Raw genomic sequence first — 16,360 nt, 5'->3', positions numbered from 1 at the left:
GGGGGCCGCGGGGGCGCCCCCCTCCAGCGCCCGCGACCCGGCCCGCGTGGTGTGCCCGGCCTCGTCGAACAGATCCTTGACCGAGATCGGCAGCCCGGCCAGCGGCGAGGGGCGCGGCCCGGCCCGGCGCAGCAGGTCCTGGGCGTCCGCCGCCGCGCGGGCCGGTTCGGCGTGCAGGGCGGTGTAGGTCTTCCGCGCCTCCTCACCCCCGGCCTCGATGGCGGCGAGGGCGGAGTCGACGAGCGCGCGGCTGGTGGTGGCGCCCTTGTCGAGTTGGCGGGACAGGGCGGCGATGGTGGGGATCGTCATGGCGTGACCCAACGGAGGAAGGGAAGGGCGTCAGGCGTCGCCGGCCAGGGCGCGCAGCTCGGCCAGGCGGGCGGGGGCCAGCGGGACGCCGTCGCGCAGGGTGCGGGCGCGGCGGGCGTAGCGGCGCTCGCCCGGCATGCGGTCCTGCCCGGCGTCCTTCACGGTCCCGATCAGCCCGGCGACGCGCTCGGCGAAGGCGCCCGTGCCGCCGCGCTCCGGGTCGATGACGATGAAAAGCTGGCCGGTGCAGGGCGTCTCGGCGCCGGGATGGGCGGACCAGTCCACCTCGCGCGAGTATTTGCCGCCGGTCAGCGCCGCCGCCAGCACCTCGATCATGAAGGCGATGGAACCGCCCTTGTGGCCGCCGAAGGGCAGCAGGGCGCCGCCGTCGAGAACGGCCCTCGGGTCGGTGGTGGGCCTGCCGTCACGGTCCACGCCGGAGCCGGGGGGAAGGACGTGCCCCTCGCGCGCGGCGATGCGCACGTCGCCGTTTGCCATGGAACTGGCCGCCTGATCGAACACCATCGGGTCGCCGCCGGCGACCGGGGTGGCGAAGGCCATCGGGTTGGTGCCGTAGACGGCGGTCCTGCCGCCCGGCGGCACGACGCAGGCGAAGCTGTTGACGAAGGACAGGGCGACCAGCCCCTCCCGCGCGAAGGGCTCCACATCCGGCCAGAGCGAGCTGAAATGGTGGGAGTTGCGGATCGCCATGACGGCCACGCCGCTGTCGCGCACCATCTCCACGAACCGCCCGCGGGCGGCCAGGAAGGCGGGCTGGGCGAAGCCGTTGGCGGCATCGACGCGCAGGAAGACGGGGCCGGCCTCCTCCACCGTGGGTTCGGCCCGCCCATCCACCCAGCCGCTCTTCAGCGAACCGACATAGCCGGGAATGCGGAACACGCCGTGGCTGGTGGAACCGTCGCGCTCGCACGACGCGCAGTTTTCCGCCAGGACGGCCGCCACGCGCTCCGACGTGCCGTGGCGCAGGAAGATGCGCTCCAGAAGCGCCACCAGATCGCCGAAGGCGACCGGCGTCGCGGCGTCGGCGGTCTGCGCGAAGGCCGCGGCGGCGCGGCGGCTGGGGGTGTCGTCACTCATGCTCGTCCCTTCCGAATTCATTGCGCGGCCCGGACTCTTGCCGGTCCGGTGGCCGCGGGACGCACCATAGCGCGCGGGCGGCGGGGCCGCCATGCGCATCCGGGCGCCCTGCGACGGGCCGCGGCGGCTTGGGTGGGACGTAATGGAGTATGTGTTGCCCGTCCGGCGTCTTTACGCGAATATGTGCCCCGCTTTTCAAGCGAAGGGAGAAGGCGGATGTATCACCCGGAGGCGCTGGAGCCCATCATCGGCTTCCTGCGTGGCATCGGTATGGAGATCGACTATGGCGAGAAGGCCCATGGCGGCTTTCTGCCGGGGGTGAACATCCATGGCGGGGTGATCCATGTCGATCCCGATACGCTGCTCGGGCCGGGCGACCTGCTGCACGAGGCCGGGCACATGATCGTCGTCCCGCGCCGCTTCTGGTCCCACCTCGGGACGGATTTGCAGGAGGACATCGAAATCCTGCTGCGGGATGAAACCGCGCCGGACGGAAGCCCCGACCCGATCCTCACCATGGCGGCCCGGCAGGGCGAGTTCATGTCCCAGGCGTGGTCCTACGCCGTCGTCCAGCATCTGAACCTGCCGATGGACTGCCTGTTCTTCCCCGGTTCCTACAAATACGACCAGTATGAAGGGACGCACCCGATGCTGGCTTGGCTGGAGCAGGGGACGCACATCGGCCCGCTGGCGCTCGCCCAGGCCGGGATGACCGGGTTTTCCGGGATGTTCGCCCATGTCGGGCAGAACAGCCTGCCGTCCTTCCCCCAAATGAGCCGCTGGACGCTGGACTGAACGGTGGCGGACTGAACGGTGGCGGACTGGACGGCGGTGTTGGGCGGCGGGGAACCATGGCGCCGCCCGGCCCGTTGTCCTGGAGCCTGACGGTTCCTGAAACCGGACGGCCGGCGGCGCTCCTGCCGACGGTCTTGCACGAAGCAGCGGCCACGAAGCAGCGGCAAATTGCCGCGTTCATCGCCCCGCGGGCTGAAAGCGCGCGGAATCATCCCTGTCATGCTTGCGGCGGATGTTGAACGGGCTGATGTTGCAGTGCACAATAATTCTCGGTGCCGGGCGGACCTGCACGGCGCTTGTCCTGGATCAAACCCATGGGCAGGCGCCCGTGGCAAACAGGCGTACATGGCAGCGGTTGAGTTTTTTCGAGGAATCACCATGCGCGATCAGTCCAGCCGTCACGGCGATTCCTGGTTCGAATCCGGGGTCCTCTGGGGAACGTCCATCGCGGGCGTGGCGCTGTCCGGCCTGATGGCGGTGACGTGGCAACCGGCGGACGCGGCGTCCTCCGGGCCGGCCACTGCCATCGTGGACCATGGCGCCCACCAGCTCGACCACGCCGCCTGCACGGAGGCGCTGTCCACCCTGCTGGCCCGTTTCCGGGAGGACCCGCGCGTCCTGTGGATCTGGGTGGAGCAGAGCGTTCCGGCGGGCCACGGCCTGACCGTGCGCACCAAGGGCACCACCGTGTCGCGCGACGCCCCACGCCCCTACGCCTTCCGGCCCGGCGCCGACGTGAAGCCGGCGGAGGTCTGCGGCTTCACCAGCAATTCGGTGCACGCGCTGTCGATGGGCGGCGTCGCCCAGCCCTATGAAGTCACTGCGCCCGACCCCTGGAGCGTGGCCGGCGGCCCGTAAGGGGCCGCCTTCTCCCCGGCGGGAAGAGGGCGGCAACCCGCAAGGCCCCGACCCTCAGCCCACCAGCGCTTCCAGGGCGCCGCGCACGCCGCGTGCCTCGATGGCCGCCAGATGGGCGGCGGTGCGCTGGGCCAGCGCCGGGATGCGGGTCAGATCCTCACCCCACAGGGCGGCGTCGGACAACAGGGCGGCCACCAGCGCCGCCGGGTCGTCGCCATGCGCGGCCCAGGCTCCGGACAGCGCCGTCAGCACCGCCGCGTCGTCGCGGATCGGGTAGGGACCGGCGCCCCGGCTGCCGGTGCAGGCGCCGTCCGCCGCCGGCGTGCCCTTGTAGAAGCGCAGAAGCGCCGCCAGCGAGAAGGACAGGCCGTCCGGCGCCTCGCCATGGGCGGCGGCGTGGTCCTTCAGGCTGGGCAGGACGCGCACCTGCCATTTCGACACCGAGTTCAGCGAGATGGCGATCAGCTCGTGCCGGATGTAGGGATTGCCGAAGCGCTCCATGATGGTGCGGGCGTAGTCCTGGCGCTCCGCTTCCGGCAGCGGCACGAAGGGCACGATCTCCCCGAACATCACCATGGTCAGGTAGGCGGACAGGGTGGCGTCGTCCATCATGCCCTTCACCGTGTCCAGCCCGGCCAGGAAGGCGGCGAGCGCGCTGGCGGTGTGGGCGCCGTTCAAAATGCGCACCTTGCGCGTGCGGTAGGGCTTCAGGTCCTCGGTCCAGACCACGTTCAGCCCGGCCTTGTGCAGCGGGAATTCCTCGGCGAGAGCCGCCGGGCCTTCGATGACCCAGACGTGGAACGGCTCGCCGGCCACCGCCAGCGGGTCCTCGTAGCCCCACTTGGCAGCCAGATCCGCGGCCTCGTCGCGCGGGTAGCCGGGGACGATGCGGTCCACCAGCGTGTTCAGGAAGTGGTTGTGCGCCTCCACCCAGGCGGCGAAGCCGGACTCCAGGCCCCAGCGCTTCGCGTGCGCCAGGACGATGCGCTTCAGGTTGGCGCCGTTGGCCTCGATCAGCTCGCAGGGCAGCAGGACCAGACCGCTCTCCGGGGTGCCGCCCAGCGCCGTGAAGCGGGCGTGCAGCAGGGCCGCGACCTTGGCCGGGAAGCTGTGCTGGCAGACACCAGGGGTGTAGGGCTCCTCCAGGTCGGCGATGCCCGCCTCCGTCGTGTTGGACACCAGGAAGCGCAGCGCCGGGGCGGTGGCGTGGGCCAGCATGCGGTCCCAGTCGGCGTAGGGGTTCAGCGCGTCGGACACGCAGCTGACCACCCGGCGGGACTCCACCTCCCGCCCCTGCTCGATGCCGCGCAGCAGGACGGTGTAGAGCCCGTCCTGCGCCGTCAGCAGGCCGGCGACGCCCTGGTCCAGCGGTTGCGCCACGGCGACCCCGGCGTTCATCAGCCCGGCGCCGTTGGCGACGTCCACCATCCAATCGACGAAGCCGCGCAGGAAGTTCCCGTCGCCGATCTGGAGAACGGTGACGGGCAGCCGCGGGGCGCCCGCCGTGTGGGCCACGTCGAAGGCGCCGGCGGCGAGCGTTTCACGGGTGAGATGAGGCATGACGGGAGTCCTTTGACGAGCGATTCCGGAATGACGGATCAGGCGACGCCGAAGCGGTAGACGATCCGGCCCGCGTACCACTGGCCGGGGGCCAGCGCGGTGGAGGGGAAGGACGGGATGTTGACGGCGTTCGGGAAATGCGACGGCTCCAGGCAGAAGGCGCTGTGCCGGGTGTAGAGCGTGCCGCCCTTGCCCAGGTCGCGCGGCATCTGCCCGTCGAGGAAATTGCCGGTGTAGACCTGCACGCCCGGTTCCGTGGAGAAAACCTCCAGCACCCGCCCGCTGCCCGGATGGACCACGCGGGCGTGCAGCCCCAGCGCACCCGCCGGCTTGTCCACCGCGTAATGCAGGTCGTAGCCCTTGCCGAGCGCCAGCATCGGGTGGCCGTCGCCGATCCGCGCGCCGAAGGCGGCGGGGCTGCGGAAGTCGAAGGGCGTCCCGGTCACGTCCACCAGTTCCCCCGTGGGGACCGCCGTGGCGTCCAGCGCCAGATAGCGGCTGCCGTTGACCGTCGCCACATGGTCGAGGATGGAGGATCCGGCGTCGCCCGACAGATTGAAGAAGGTATGGTCGGTGAAGTTCGCCACCGTCGCCTTGTCCGCCGCCACCGCGGTCCAGGCGATGGTCAGCGCGTTGTCCTCGTCCAGCGCATAGACCAGCCGGACCGGCAGGGTGCCGGGGAAGCCCTCCTCCCCATCCTGGAAGACGTGGGTCAGTTCCAGGCTCGTTTCGTCCGGTTGCCGCGCGGCGAAAGTGCGGAATCGGGAGCCGCGCTGGCCGCCGTGCAGCGTGTTCGGCGGCGCGTTGACGGCGGTGCGGTGTTCCACCCCGTCCAGCGTGAAGCGCCCGCCGCCGATGCGCCCGCAATAGCGCCCGATGAAGGAGCCCATGGAGGGCTGGCCGGCCATCGTCCGCTCCAGCGTCTCATAGCCCTGCACCACGTCGCCGAGCGCGCCGTCGCGGTCGGGCGCCAGGATCTGGACGATCTTGCAGCCGTAATTGGTGATGCGGACGGCCATCCCCCGGCGGTTGCGCAGGGTGAACAGGTCGGTCGGCGTGCCGTCGATGGTGGCGCGGAAATCCTCGCGCCGGAGGTCGGCATAAGGCGTCATGGCGTGGGTTGCCCCCTTGGGCCGGGATGATAACGGATATATTAATATATCAGTTATCCGGACGAAAGGGGAAAAGCGCCCGCCGGCGAAGCGGGCGTTTTTGCCGCACAGGAAAGGGCGTCAGCCGGCCAGGGCCGCGCCCAGATCCCCGACGCCGATCTGGTAGGTTCCGAGCTGCTTGTGCTCCGCGTAGCCGAGGCGCTGGTTGATCGCCAGCATCGGCCCGTTGGTCGCCGCGTTGCGGGTGATCATCAGCCCGACGGAGGGCAGGGCGGAGCGGACGTGCCGCAGCAGGGCGGCCTTCAGCCCCTTGCCCACCCCCAGCCCGCGCCGGTCGCGGCGCACACCGGTGACGCCCTGCCAGACGCGGTCCGTCACGTCCGGGTGCCAGACCACATCGCTGAAGCCGGCCACCGACCCGTCGGGGTCGCGCAGCACGACCATGTGCTGTTCCACCTTCTGGAACCGGATCTGGCTTTTCCATTCCATGGCCATCGCCATGGTCACCGGGACCAGCGGCTGGTCCAGCCGGTCACGCGGCAGGTCGGGAAGCAGGGCGTTGTGCAGCGGCAGGGTCGCTTCGAACTCCGCGTCCGGGACCTCGCCGGCATGGATGGTTTCCGTCAGGCCGGGAACCGCGCGGTGCATCGCCGCGTGCCATGCCTCCACCATCGCCCAATCGACGGCGCCGAGCGCCAGCCGGCTGTCCACCGACCGCAACCGTTCGTCGGCCCCGATGGCGCGCAGGAAGGCGTGGCCGTCCGCGTTGTCGGTGACCAGGGTCAGCACGGTCTTCCCTTGGGTGGTCATCAGGCCGTGGATTTCCGCCAGCAGCCGCCGGCCGATTCCGCGGCGCCGCCATTCCTTCAGCACGAAACCGTCCGCGTGCAGGTGGTGCAGCGCCGCCTGGATGTCCGGCTGGTCCGGGTTGGGCAGGAAGGCATAGACGATGCCGACGATCCGGCCCTCCGTCCGCGCCACCCAACAGACGTTGCGCCCGAAGGCGCTCGGCTGGCGTTCGGTCGCTTCGAACCAGGCGTCGGAGGGCGGGGGTGCGTCCGCGCCGGACTGCGCGTGCCGCGCCCGGCGGAAAACATGCCGTTCCGCCCACAGCTCCGGCGGGGCGGTGTGCGGGTCGAAGGGAACGAGGTCGAACGCGAACAGGCCGGTCATGGACACCCTCGGTTGAAGCGATGCGCGGCTGATGGGCGACGGGAGTGTGCAGCGTGTTCCCACGCTTCAAGGCTGTGTCGGATCGTCACAAGCCGGGAGGCATAGGGGAACGGGACCGGATTGAGGCTTAAGAATGAGATGCATTCTCGATATTGAATCGCGGGAGCGTCCTGCGCAGGGCAGCGTTCCAACGATATCACAGGCGCCGGACGCGCGGTTCGGTTACACTACGGTTTGTTTGCTCCCCAAATCGAAAGGGACCCTTTTCGCCGATCGGCTGATCCCCGGCTTTATCCGCCAACCGGCAAGTGTCCGCACGTCCCTTTCCAGCCTTGTTCTCGATACGCCGTCCGGTTGGGGCGGAGCGGATGCTCGAACAGCGTCAAAAACTGAGCTTGTCCCAGAACAATCGGTTCATTCCGGAGCTCTTATGACCATCGAGCTGCACACCTTTACCGTCACCCTGAATCAGTCGGAAGCAACAGCGTACAAAAGCATGGCCGAGCATAGGGCCTGGGTCCGCACCGCGGTGTCCGACCTGTCGGAGGTGCTCCGCACCGCCGGCATGGGCGCGGAGGCCCGCCTGCGCGGGCACGACCGCTGCGGTCACCTTGTCGTCGAGGCGACCGACACGGGTGTGAACTTCCTGCGCACCCTGCCGGCCATCGTCAGTGTGGAGGTCCACTGACCGGCGAAGCGCAACGGTCTGACGGACGTTTGAATAGGGGGCCGGAGCGGCGACGCTCCGGCCCTTCTGCGTTACAGGCCCTTTGGTTACAGGCCCTTCTGCGCCGCGTCCTTCAGCCGGTGCAGGAAACGCTCGGCGCGGGCGAGTTCGCTCAGCTCCACATACTCGTCGGGCTTGTGGGCCTGCTCGATGTCGCCGGGGCCGCAGACCACCGCGGGGATGTTGGCGATGCTGGTGAACAGCGCGCCCTCCGTGCCGAAGGCCACCTTGCCGTGGCTGTTCTGCTCCGCGAGGTTCTTCACCAGCGTCACTTCCTCCGAGTCCGGCGGGGTGTCCAGCGCCGGGCTGTCCGACAGCGTTTCCCAGGAGAATCCGGCATCATGACGGACGGCGCGCATCTCCGGTTCCAGGGTCTTCGCGAAGTCGCGCAGTTCCTTCAGCATCGGGGCCACGGGGTGATCGGCCAGATGCCGGATCTCGAACTCGAAGGAGGCGTCGGAGGGGACGATGTTGCGGGCCGTGCCGCCCTCCATCACCCCGGTGTGCACCGTGGTGTAGGGCACGTCGTAGTCGTGGTCGAACGGCCCGTGTTCGGCGAAGCGGCGGCCCATGCCGCGCAGGAAGGAGACCAGCTCCGCCGCGTATTCCACCGCGTTCACCCCCTGCGGGGCGAGCGAGGAGTGGCAGGCGTGGCCGTGGACGCGGCAGCGCATCGACACCTTGCCCTTGTGGCCGACGATCACCCGCATCCGCGTCGGCTCCCCGACGATGCACAGGCGCGGCTTCACCGCCATCCCGGCAAGCTGGTTCAGCAGGCCGGGAACGCCGATGCAGCCCAGCTCCTCGTCATAAGAGAAGGCGTAATGGATCGGCGTCGTCAGGTTGGCGGCCAGGAAGTCCGGCGCCATGGCCAGCGCCGCCGCGACGAAGCCCTTCATGTCCGCCGTGCCGCGCCCGAACAGCTTCCCGTCGCGCTCCGTCAGGGTGAAGGGATCGCTCGCCCAATCCTGGTCGTCCACCGGCACCACGTCGGTGTGGCCGGACAGGCAGACGCCGCCGCGGTCCGCCGGGCCGATGGTGGCGTAGAGGTTGGCCTTGGTCCGGTCCTCGTTGAACACCAGCGTGCTGGGCACCCCCAGCGCCGCCAGATAATCGCGGATGTGGTGGATCAGGTCGAGGTTGGAATTGCGGCTGGTCGTGTCGAAGGCGATCAGGTCGCGCAGCAGCTCCAGCGTGCGCGGGCTGCACGCGGAAGGGCCGGCGGGATCGGATGCGGGCATCATGGACCTGTGGTTTCGTTCAGATGGCAGGCGGACCAGCGGCGGGGCGCGATCTCGCGCAGGGCCGGGCGTTCCGCCGAACAGCGTGGCATCGCGTGCGGGCAGCGCGGGTGAAAGGCGCAGCCCGCAGGCGGGTCGAGGGGCGATGGAATCTCTCCGCGGATCGGCGCGAATCGCCGCTTCTCCACGGACACGCGCGGCGCCTCGTCCAACAGCGCCTTGGCATAGGGATGGTTGGGTTTGTCGAACAGCTCCGGTGTCGGGGCCAACTCCACGATCCGTCCAAGATACATGATCGCGGTGCGGTCGGAAATGTGTTCCACGACGCCCAGGTCGTGGCTGATGAAGAGATAGGTGAGCGACAGCTCCTCGCGCAGGCGCATGAACAGATTGATGATCTGCGCCTGGATCGACACGTCCAGCGCCGCCACCGACTCGTCGCAGACCAGGACGTCCGGCTTCACCGCCAGCGCGCGGGCGATGCCGATGCGCTGCCTCTGCCCGCCGGAGAACTGGTGCGGGTAGCGCCGCAGATAGGCGGGGTCCAGCCCGACCTGCCGCAGGGTCGCGGCCACATACTCCTCCGCCTGCCGCCGCGGCACCAGCCCGTGGACCACCGGCGCCTCCCCGACGATGTCGGCGACGCGCAGGCGCGGGTTGAGGGAGGCCATCGGGTCCTGGAAGACCATCTGGATCTTCAGGTTGGCGCGGTGGCGGTCCGCCGGGGACAGCTTCCGCATATCGGTGCCGCGCCAGCGGAGGACGCCCGCGCTCGGCGGCAGGATTCCGGCGACCATGCGGCCCAGCGTGCTCTTGCCGCAGCCGGATTCGCCGACCAGCCCGACCACCTCGCCCTCCGCGATGGACAGGTCCACGCCGCTGACCGCCTGCACCGCCCGGTCGTCGATGGCCGCTCCCAGCCGGCGGGCGAAGCGCTCCACCACGTCCAGCTTGCGGGAAAAGCGCTTGGTCAGCCCGTTCAGTTCGACGATGGGGGGTGCGGTCATGCGGCGTCTCCCCGCACTTCGGCGCCGACGGGGTTCCAGCAGCGCCAGGCCCGGTCCCCGCGCTCCCCGGCCAGTTCGGGCATCACGGCGCAGGCGCCGGTCGTCCGGTCGCAGCGCGGGCGGAAGGCGCAGCCCTCCGGCAGGTCGAGGATGGAGGGCGTCATGCCGGGGATCGAGCGCAGCGGCACGCCGCGCCGGTTGCGGCTGGGCACCGACTCCAGCAGGCCGCGGGTGTAGGGGTGGCGCGGGCTGCCGATGATCTCCGCCACCGTGCCGGTCTCCACCACCCGGCCCGCATACATCACCGCCACCCGGTCGGCCAGCGCCGACACGACGGCGAGGTCGTGGGTCACCCAGATCAGCGCCGTCCCCGTCTCGCGGCAGAGCGTCTGCACCTCGAACAGGATCTGGGCCTGGATGGTGACGTCGAGCGCGGTCGTCGGCTCGTCGGCGATGATCAGGTCGGGGGAATGCAGCAGCGCGATGGCGATGGCCACGCGCTGGCGCATGCCGCCGGAGAACTGATGCGGGTAGGCGGCCAGCCGCTCGTCGGGCGAGGCGATGCCGACGCGGGCCAGCGCCCGGCGCGAACGCTCCCACGCCTCCGCCCGGCTGACTTTCTCATGGGCCTGCACGGCCTCGACCATCTGGGTGCCGATGCTCAGCACCGGGTTCAGGGTCATCATCGGGTCCTGGAAGATCATGGCGATGCGCCGCCCGCGGATGGCGCGCAGCCGCTTCTCCCCGGCGGTCACCAGATCCTCGCCCTTGAACAGCACCCGCCCGCCGACCACCCGCCCCGGCGGATCGACGAGTCCGAGGATGGATTGCCCGGTCACCGATTTGCCGGAGCCGGATTCGCCGACCAGCCCCAGGATCTCTCCGCGGGCGAGGTGCAGGCTGACCCCGTCCACCGCCTTCACGGTGCCGGCGCGGGTGAGGAAATGGGTCCTCAACCCGTCCACGCGCAGCAGGGGTTCGGTCATTGCGTTGCCCCCTTCAATGGTTGAGCCGCGGGTTGAGGACGTCGCGCAGCCGGTCCCCCACCAGATTGATCGCCACGATGGTGACCAGCAGGGCCAGGCCGGGGAACAGGCTGATCCAGTAATCGCCCGACAGCATGTATTGGTAGCCCGACGCGATCAGCATCCCCAGCGACGGCTGGGTCACCGGCACGCCGACGCCGAGGAAGCTCAGCGTCGCCTCCAGCGCAATGGCGTGGGCGACCTGCACCGTCGCCACCACGATCAGCGGCGGCAGGCAGTTGGGCAGCAGGTGGCGCATCATGATCCGCCGGTGGGGCAATGCCAGGCACTGCGCGGCCTCGATGTACTCCTTGCGCCGTTCCACCAGGGCGGAGCCGCGGATGGTCCGCGCGTAATAGGCCCACTGCACGGCGGCCAGCGCGACGATCACCTTGTCCACCCCCTTGCCCAGCAGGGCCAGCAGGATCAGCGCGATCAGGATGGCCGGAAAGGAAAGCTGGATGTCCACCAGCCGCATGACCAGCCCGTCCACCCGGTCTCCCGCATAGGCGGCCAGCAGCCCGACCGCCACCCCGACGGCGAGCGCGATCAGCGTGGCGACGACCCCGACCAGCAGGCTGGTGCGCAGGCCGAAGACGATGGCCGACAGCATGTCGCGCCCCTGGTCGTCGGTGCCCAGCCAATAGGTCCAGCCTCCGCCGCCCAGGGTTCCCGGCGCCATCATGCTGTCGAGAATGTCCAGTTGGGCGAGGTCGTAGGGGTCCTGCGGCACCACCCAGCGGGCGAACAGGGCGGCCAGCACGATCAGCACCAGCACCGCCAGCCCGGCCAGCGCCGTGCGCGACCGCGCGAACTCCCGCGCCAGCCGCAGGAAGGGCGTCTCGACCGCCGGGGATTCCTTGGTGGCGGCCACGCTCATGCCCGCCCCCCGCCCAGCCGGATGCGCGGGTCGAGCAGCGAATAGACCAGATCGACGATCAGGTTGATGACCACGAACAGCAGCACCGTGACCAGCAGATAGGCGATCACCACGGGCCGGTCGAGCTGAAGGATGCTGTCGATCAGCAGCTTGCCCATGCCCGGCCAGGCGAAGACCGATTCCGTGACCACCGAGAAGGCGATGACGCTGCCCAGCTCCAGCCCCAGGACGGTGACCACCGGGATCATGATGTTCTTCAGGATGTGCACCCCGACGATCCGCGCGGGCGCCAGCCCCTTGGCGCGGGCGAACTTCACATAGTCCTGCAAGGCGACCTCCCGCGTGCCGGCGCGGGCCAGACGGATGACCAGCGACAGCTTGAACAGGGCGAGATTGACGGCGGGCAGGATCAGATGCGCCAGCCCGTCCGCGGTCAGGACGCTCCATTGGACGCCGAACAGGCTGGCCGTCTCGCCGCGCCCGCCCGCCGGCAGCCAGCCCAGCGTCACCGCGAAGGCCATGATGAGCATCATGCCCACCCAGAAGGTGGGCAGCGAGAAACCCAGGATGGAGCCGGTCATGATGACGCGCCCGGCCATGGAGTCGGGCTTCAGCCCGGCCCACAGCCCCAGCGGGATGCCCAGCACCACCGCCACCAGCATGGCGCAGAGCGCCAGCTCCAGCGTCGCCGGAAATCGCTGGAGCACGAGGCCGAGCGCCGGCACCCCATGCACGAAGCTGGTGCCGAGATCGCCGCCGAGCGCCCCGTCCACAAAGCGCATGAACTGTTCGTGCATGGGCCGGTCGAGCCCCAGCCGCGCGATGGCGGCGGCGCGCTCGATCTCGTCGGCCTCGGGGCTGATGAGGACGTCGATGGGGTTGCCGATGGCGAAGATGCCGGCGAAGACCAGCACCGACATCGCCACGACGACGACCGCGCTCTGCGCCAGCCGCCGGAGGATGAACACAAGCATGCAGCCTTTACCCCGCGGGTGGACGGATCGGAGAAGTCCGCTCTCCCGCCCCGGGAGAGGGAGGGGCCCGCCGCATGGCGGCGGGAGGGTGAGGGTACCGCCGAGGATAGGTTTCTTGATCCTCGAGCGACCCTCACCCGCCCGCTATGCGGGCACCCTCTCCCGGGGCGGGAGAGGGATATGGGGCTCACTTCGCGGGGGTCACCTTCTGCGCCAGCGTGTACTGGTCGGCGCGCGGCTCGTAGCTCAGCCCCTTCTTCATCGCCCAGACGGTCACCTCGTAATGCAGGGGGATGATGATGTCGGCGTCCATCGCCCGCTTCACCGCGGCCTGGAGCAGCTTCTCCCGCTTCGCGTCGTCCACCGTCGCCAGCGCCGTGTCCAGCATCCCGTCCAGCTCCGGGTCGGAATAGCTGGTGTAGTTGGTGGTGCCGTAGCCCTTTTCCTTGATCGGCGTGGCGATCAGCGCCTTCAGCGGCGAGGACATCTCGCCCGAATCCGCCCCCCAGCCGGCCAGGAAGACGCTGTATTCCTGCTTGTTGCGCTTGGAGAAGAAGACGTTGGCGGTGGTCGCGTCCACCTGGGTCTGCACGCCGATGCGGGTGAACATCTGGGCGACCGCCTGGGCCACCTTGTCGTCGTTGATGTAGCGGTCGTTCGGCGTGCCGAGCGTGAGCTGGAAGCCCTTCGGGTAACCGGCCTCGGCCAGCAGTTGCTTCGCCTTGTTGGCGTCGGTGGCGACGGTGACCTCCGGGTTGTTGCCGTAGAATCCGGCGGGGAGATATTGGTTCGCCGGCTCCGCCACGCCCAACATGATGCGCTTCACGATGGCGTCGCGGTCCACCGCCAGCGACAGCGCCTTGCGCACCCGCGGGTCCTTCAGCGGGTTCTTGCCGTCGGTGCCGGTGATGGTCGGCGGGGTGTCCTGCACGCCCAGCGCCAGATAGATCACGCGGTTCGACTGGGCCTGGGCCAGGGCGACGTTGGGGGCGGACTTCAGCCGCTCGATGTCCTGCACCGGCGGCGATTCGATCAGGTCCACGTCGCCCGCCAGCAGGGCGGCGACGCGCGGCCCGTCGCTGGTGATCGGGCGGAAGACCACCGTGTCCCAGGCCGGCTGCGGACCCCAGTAACCGGGGTTGCGTTCCAGCACCTGCCGGTCGCCCTTGGTGTAGGACTTGTGCTTGAACGGCCCGGTGCCGATCATCAGCGAGCCGTCGTTGAAAGCCTGCGTGGTCGGCCAGGAATCGGCCTTGCAGCCCGCCTTGTCGAAGGTCACCGCCGTGCCGCCCGCCGCCTTGGCGGAGATGATGCCGAAGGTGGACAGCTCCATCGGCAGCAGCGGGTAGGGCTTGCCGGTCTTGACGAGGATGGTGTGCGGGTCCGGCGTCTCGATGGCCGCGATGCCCTTGGTGTAGACGGTGAAGGAGGACGGGCTGTTGGCGACGTTCGGGATGCGGCAGACCGTGTAGACGAAATCCTGCGCGGTGAAGTCGCTGCCGTCGTGGAATTTCACGCCCTTGCGCAGCTTGAATTCCCAGGTCGTCTCGTCGACGGCGCGCCAGCTCTCCGCCAGTTCGGGCTGGAGCCGCATCTTGGCGTCCATGCTGACCAGCGACTCGAACACATGCTTGCGGGCGCGCGTGTTGGGGCCGAGATTGTGGTAGTGGGGGTCCAGCGCGCTCGGCTCCGCCGAGGTGCCGACCGTCAGGGTCGCGGCCTGCGACGGCGCCGGTACGGCGGCCAGCAGGGCCAGGGCAGCGACCGCGGGAAGAAGCGGTTTGAAGGTTCCGGAACACAGCACGTCTGCAAGACGCCGATCACGCAAGGCCATCCCTCGTCCCCCTGTTTTGTATGGTCAGTCTGTACCCGTGAAGCAGGCTCCCACGCCCTTGGACCGCCGTTCGCGCGGCCCGGTTCTTGTCGCTTGGCTCGCCGTGTGGTGGCGGCGGCACGTTTGTATTCAACAATCAGACCGTGAAACCTTTTGCCTGTCAACATGGTCCGGATTGCTGCCCTATCCGGTTCGGCGGGCGGGAAAGCTTTGGCAAACGGCTTCGGAAGGGGCAGGATCGTTTCACCCGAAAACGCCAACGACAAGAGAGCGAGGGGATTAGAGATGAAGACCTGCCAATCCTTCTACATCGGCGGCGCCTGGACCGAACCCGCGGCGGGCGCCTCCGTGATGGAGGTGTTGAACCCGGCGACGGAGCAGGTGTCGGGCACCGTGGCGCTCGGCGGGCCGGAGGACGCGCAGCGCGCGGTGGCGGCGGCCCACGCCGCCTTCGACGGCTTTTCCCGCACCCCCCTGAACGAGCGGCTGGAGCTGCTCGCCGGCATCTGCGCGCTGTTCGAGAAGCGCATGGACGACGTGGCCGACGCCATCACCGAGGAGATGGGCGCCCCCCTGGCGGCGCTGTCCAAGCCGGCCCAGGCCTTCATGGGGCTGGCCCATTTCAAGACGGCCCTGGAGGCCGCCCGCGACTACCCGTTCGAGCGCACCCGCGGCACCACCCGCATCCTGCGCGAGCCGGTGGGCGTCTGCGCCATGATCACGCCCTGGAACTGGCCGATCAACCAGATCGCCTGCAAGGTCGCCCCGGCGCTGGCCACCGGCTGCACGATGGTGCTGAAGCCCAGCGAGTTCGCCCCCTATTCGGCCTGGATCTTCGCCGAGATCCTGCACGAGGCCGGCGTTCCGGCGGGCGTCTTCAACATGTTCTATGGCGACGGCGCGCTGGTCGGGCCGGTGCTGGCCTCGCACCCGCTGGTGGACATGGTGTCGCTGACCGGCTCCACCCGCGCCGGCGCCTCGGTCTCCCACAACGCCGCCGACAGCATCAAGCGCGTGTCTCTGGAGCTGGGCGGCAAGTCCGCCAACATCATCTGCGAGAGCGCCGACCTGACCAAGGCGGTGACCCACGGCGTGCGGTCGATGATGTCCAACACCGGGCAGAGCTGCAACGCGCCGTCGCGCATGTATGTCCCGGCCTCCCGTCTGGACGAGGTGGAAAAGATCGCCGCCCAGGTCTGCGCCCGTCTGGTGGTGGGCGACCCGCGCGGCGACCGCACCGGCGTCGGTCCCATCGCCAACCGGCGCCAGTACGAGCGGGTGCAGCGTCTGATCGAGGCCGGCATCGCAGAAGGCGCCAGCCTGCTGTGCGGCGGTCCGGGCCGTCCGGACGGGCTGGAGCGCGGTTTCTACGCCAAGCCCACCGTCTTCAGCCGCGCCACCGACGGCATGACCATCATGCGCGAGGAGATCTTCGGCCCGGTCCTGACCATCCGCCCCTATGAGGATCTGGAGGAGGCGATCCGCAGCGCCAACGACTCGCTCTACGGCCTGTCCGGCTACGTCTACGCCGGCACGGTGGACGAGGCGCGGGCGGTGGCGAGGCGGCTGCGCACCGGCATGGTGCATCTGAACGGCTCGTCCATCGACCTCGCGGCTCCCTTCGGCGGTTACAAGCAGTCCGGCATCGGGCGCGAATGGGGCGAGGCCGGGTTCGAGGAATTCCTGGAAACCAAGTCCGTCTACGGCAGCGAGCCGGCGGCGTAAGGCATCTGGCGCCGATCTTGCCATTACCCCTCTTCGTCTTAC

The 16,360-nt window shown here is 69.5% G+C and carries 15 protein-coding genes; 4 read left to right on the top strand and 11 right to left on the bottom strand.

Annotated features, from left to right (window positions below; translation table 11 throughout):
• Positions 1-309 (bottom strand): amidase family protein (locus QSG27_RS13720; protein WP_306707044.1); only part of this gene is annotated, 309 nt, incomplete at its 3' end.
• Positions 310-339: 30 nt separating this feature from the next.
• A complete protein-coding gene (locus QSG27_RS13715; RefSeq protein ID WP_306707042.1) occupies positions 340-1,407 on the bottom strand; it encodes an Ldh family oxidoreductase in 1,068 nt (355 codons plus the stop codon).
• A gap of 216 nt (positions 1,408-1,623) precedes the next feature.
• Here QSG27_RS13715 and QSG27_RS13710 point away from each other — a divergent pair, with 216 nt between their 5' ends.
• Together QSG27_RS13710 and QSG27_RS13705 are read left to right on the top strand one after the other, a co-directional pair.
• The gene (locus tag QSG27_RS13710; protein WP_306707040.1) at positions 1,624-2,202 is read left to right on the top strand and encodes a hypothetical protein; all 579 of its coding nucleotides are present in this window, start codon (positions 1,624-1,626) and stop codon (positions 2,200-2,202) included.
• Between the two features lie 378 nt (positions 2,203-2,580).
• Positions 2,581-3,060, top strand: a complete 480-nt coding sequence (locus tag QSG27_RS13705) for a hypothetical protein (protein WP_306707038.1) — start codon at positions 2,581-2,583, stop codon at positions 3,058-3,060.
• 54 nt (positions 3,061-3,114) lie between these two features.
• Here QSG27_RS13705 and QSG27_RS13700 read toward each other — a convergent pair whose 3' ends face one another.
• The 3 genes from QSG27_RS13700 to QSG27_RS13690 all read right to left on the bottom strand — a co-directional run bounded on the left by QSG27_RS13700 (position 3,115) and on the right by QSG27_RS13690 (position 6,905).
• Entirely contained in the window at positions 3,115-4,620 is a 1,506-nt protein-coding gene (locus tag QSG27_RS13700; protein WP_306707036.1) for a tagaturonate reductase, read from the bottom strand.
• A gap of 38 nt (positions 4,621-4,658) precedes the next feature.
• Positions 4,659-5,732, bottom strand: a complete 1,074-nt coding sequence (locus QSG27_RS13695) for an aldose epimerase family protein (protein ID WP_306707034.1) — start codon at positions 5,730-5,732, stop codon at positions 4,659-4,661.
• 120 nt (positions 5,733-5,852) lie between these two features.
• Positions 5,853-6,905 (bottom strand): GNAT family N-acetyltransferase, encoded by a 1,053-nt coding sequence (locus QSG27_RS13690; RefSeq protein WP_306707032.1) that lies wholly within the window; start codon positions 6,903-6,905, stop codon positions 5,853-5,855.
• Positions 6,906-7,335: 430 nt separating this feature from the next.
• On the opposite strand from QSG27_RS13690, the gene QSG27_RS13685 reads away from it, so the two are divergent.
• The gene (locus QSG27_RS13685; protein WP_306707030.1) at positions 7,336-7,593 is read left to right on the top strand and encodes a hypothetical protein; all 258 of its coding nucleotides are present in this window, start codon (positions 7,336-7,338) and stop codon (positions 7,591-7,593) included.
• An 86-nt stretch (positions 7,594-7,679) separates the two neighbouring features.
• On the opposite strand, the gene argE is transcribed toward QSG27_RS13685, so the two are convergent.
• The 6 genes from argE to QSG27_RS13655 form a co-directional block, all read right to left on the bottom strand.
• Positions 7,680-8,876: an acetylornithine deacetylase gene (gene argE, locus QSG27_RS13680; RefSeq protein ID WP_306707028.1), complete on the bottom strand. Its 1,197-nt coding sequence runs from the start codon at positions 8,874-8,876 to the stop codon at positions 7,680-7,682.
• Entirely contained in the window at positions 8,873-9,880 is a 1,008-nt protein-coding gene (locus tag QSG27_RS13675; RefSeq protein ID WP_306707026.1) for an ABC transporter ATP-binding protein, read from the bottom strand. The genes argE and QSG27_RS13675 overlap by 4 nt, the downstream gene beginning before the upstream one ends.
• Complete coding sequence (locus QSG27_RS13670) at positions 9,877-10,866, bottom strand: ABC transporter ATP-binding protein (protein ID WP_306707024.1); 990 nt, start codon at positions 10,864-10,866, stop codon at positions 9,877-9,879. Before QSG27_RS13670 ends, QSG27_RS13675 begins: the two co-directional genes overlap by 4 nt.
• A gap of 13 nt (positions 10,867-10,879) precedes the next feature.
• Positions 10,880-11,785: an ABC transporter permease gene (locus QSG27_RS13665; protein ID WP_306707022.1), complete on the bottom strand. Its 906-nt coding sequence runs from the start codon at positions 11,783-11,785 to the stop codon at positions 10,880-10,882.
• A complete protein-coding gene (locus QSG27_RS13660; protein ID WP_306707020.1) occupies positions 11,782-12,759 on the bottom strand; it encodes an ABC transporter permease in 978 nt (325 codons plus the stop codon). The genes QSG27_RS13665 and QSG27_RS13660 overlap by 4 nt, the downstream gene beginning before the upstream one ends.
• Before the next feature lie 187 nt (positions 12,760-12,946).
• Positions 12,947-14,563, bottom strand: coding sequence for an ABC transporter substrate-binding protein (locus tag QSG27_RS13655; RefSeq protein WP_306707018.1), 1,617 nt, complete (start codon positions 14,561-14,563; stop codon positions 12,947-12,949).
• Between the two features lie 315 nt (positions 14,564-14,878).
• Here QSG27_RS13655 and QSG27_RS13650 point away from each other — a divergent pair, with 315 nt between their 5' ends.
• Positions 14,879-16,318, top strand: a complete 1,440-nt coding sequence (locus tag QSG27_RS13650) for an aldehyde dehydrogenase family protein (RefSeq protein ID WP_306707016.1) — start codon at positions 14,879-14,881, stop codon at positions 16,316-16,318.
• Positions 16,319-16,360: the final 42 nt, after the last annotated feature.

Origin of the sequence: Azospirillum isscasi, assembly GCF_030849505.1 — a bacterium.
GTDB lineage: Bacteria > Pseudomonadota > Alphaproteobacteria > Azospirillales > Azospirillaceae > Azospirillum > Azospirillum isscasi.
The sequence above is the reverse complement of the archived record's forward strand: the minus strand, read 5'-3'. Positions and strand labels throughout refer to the sequence as shown.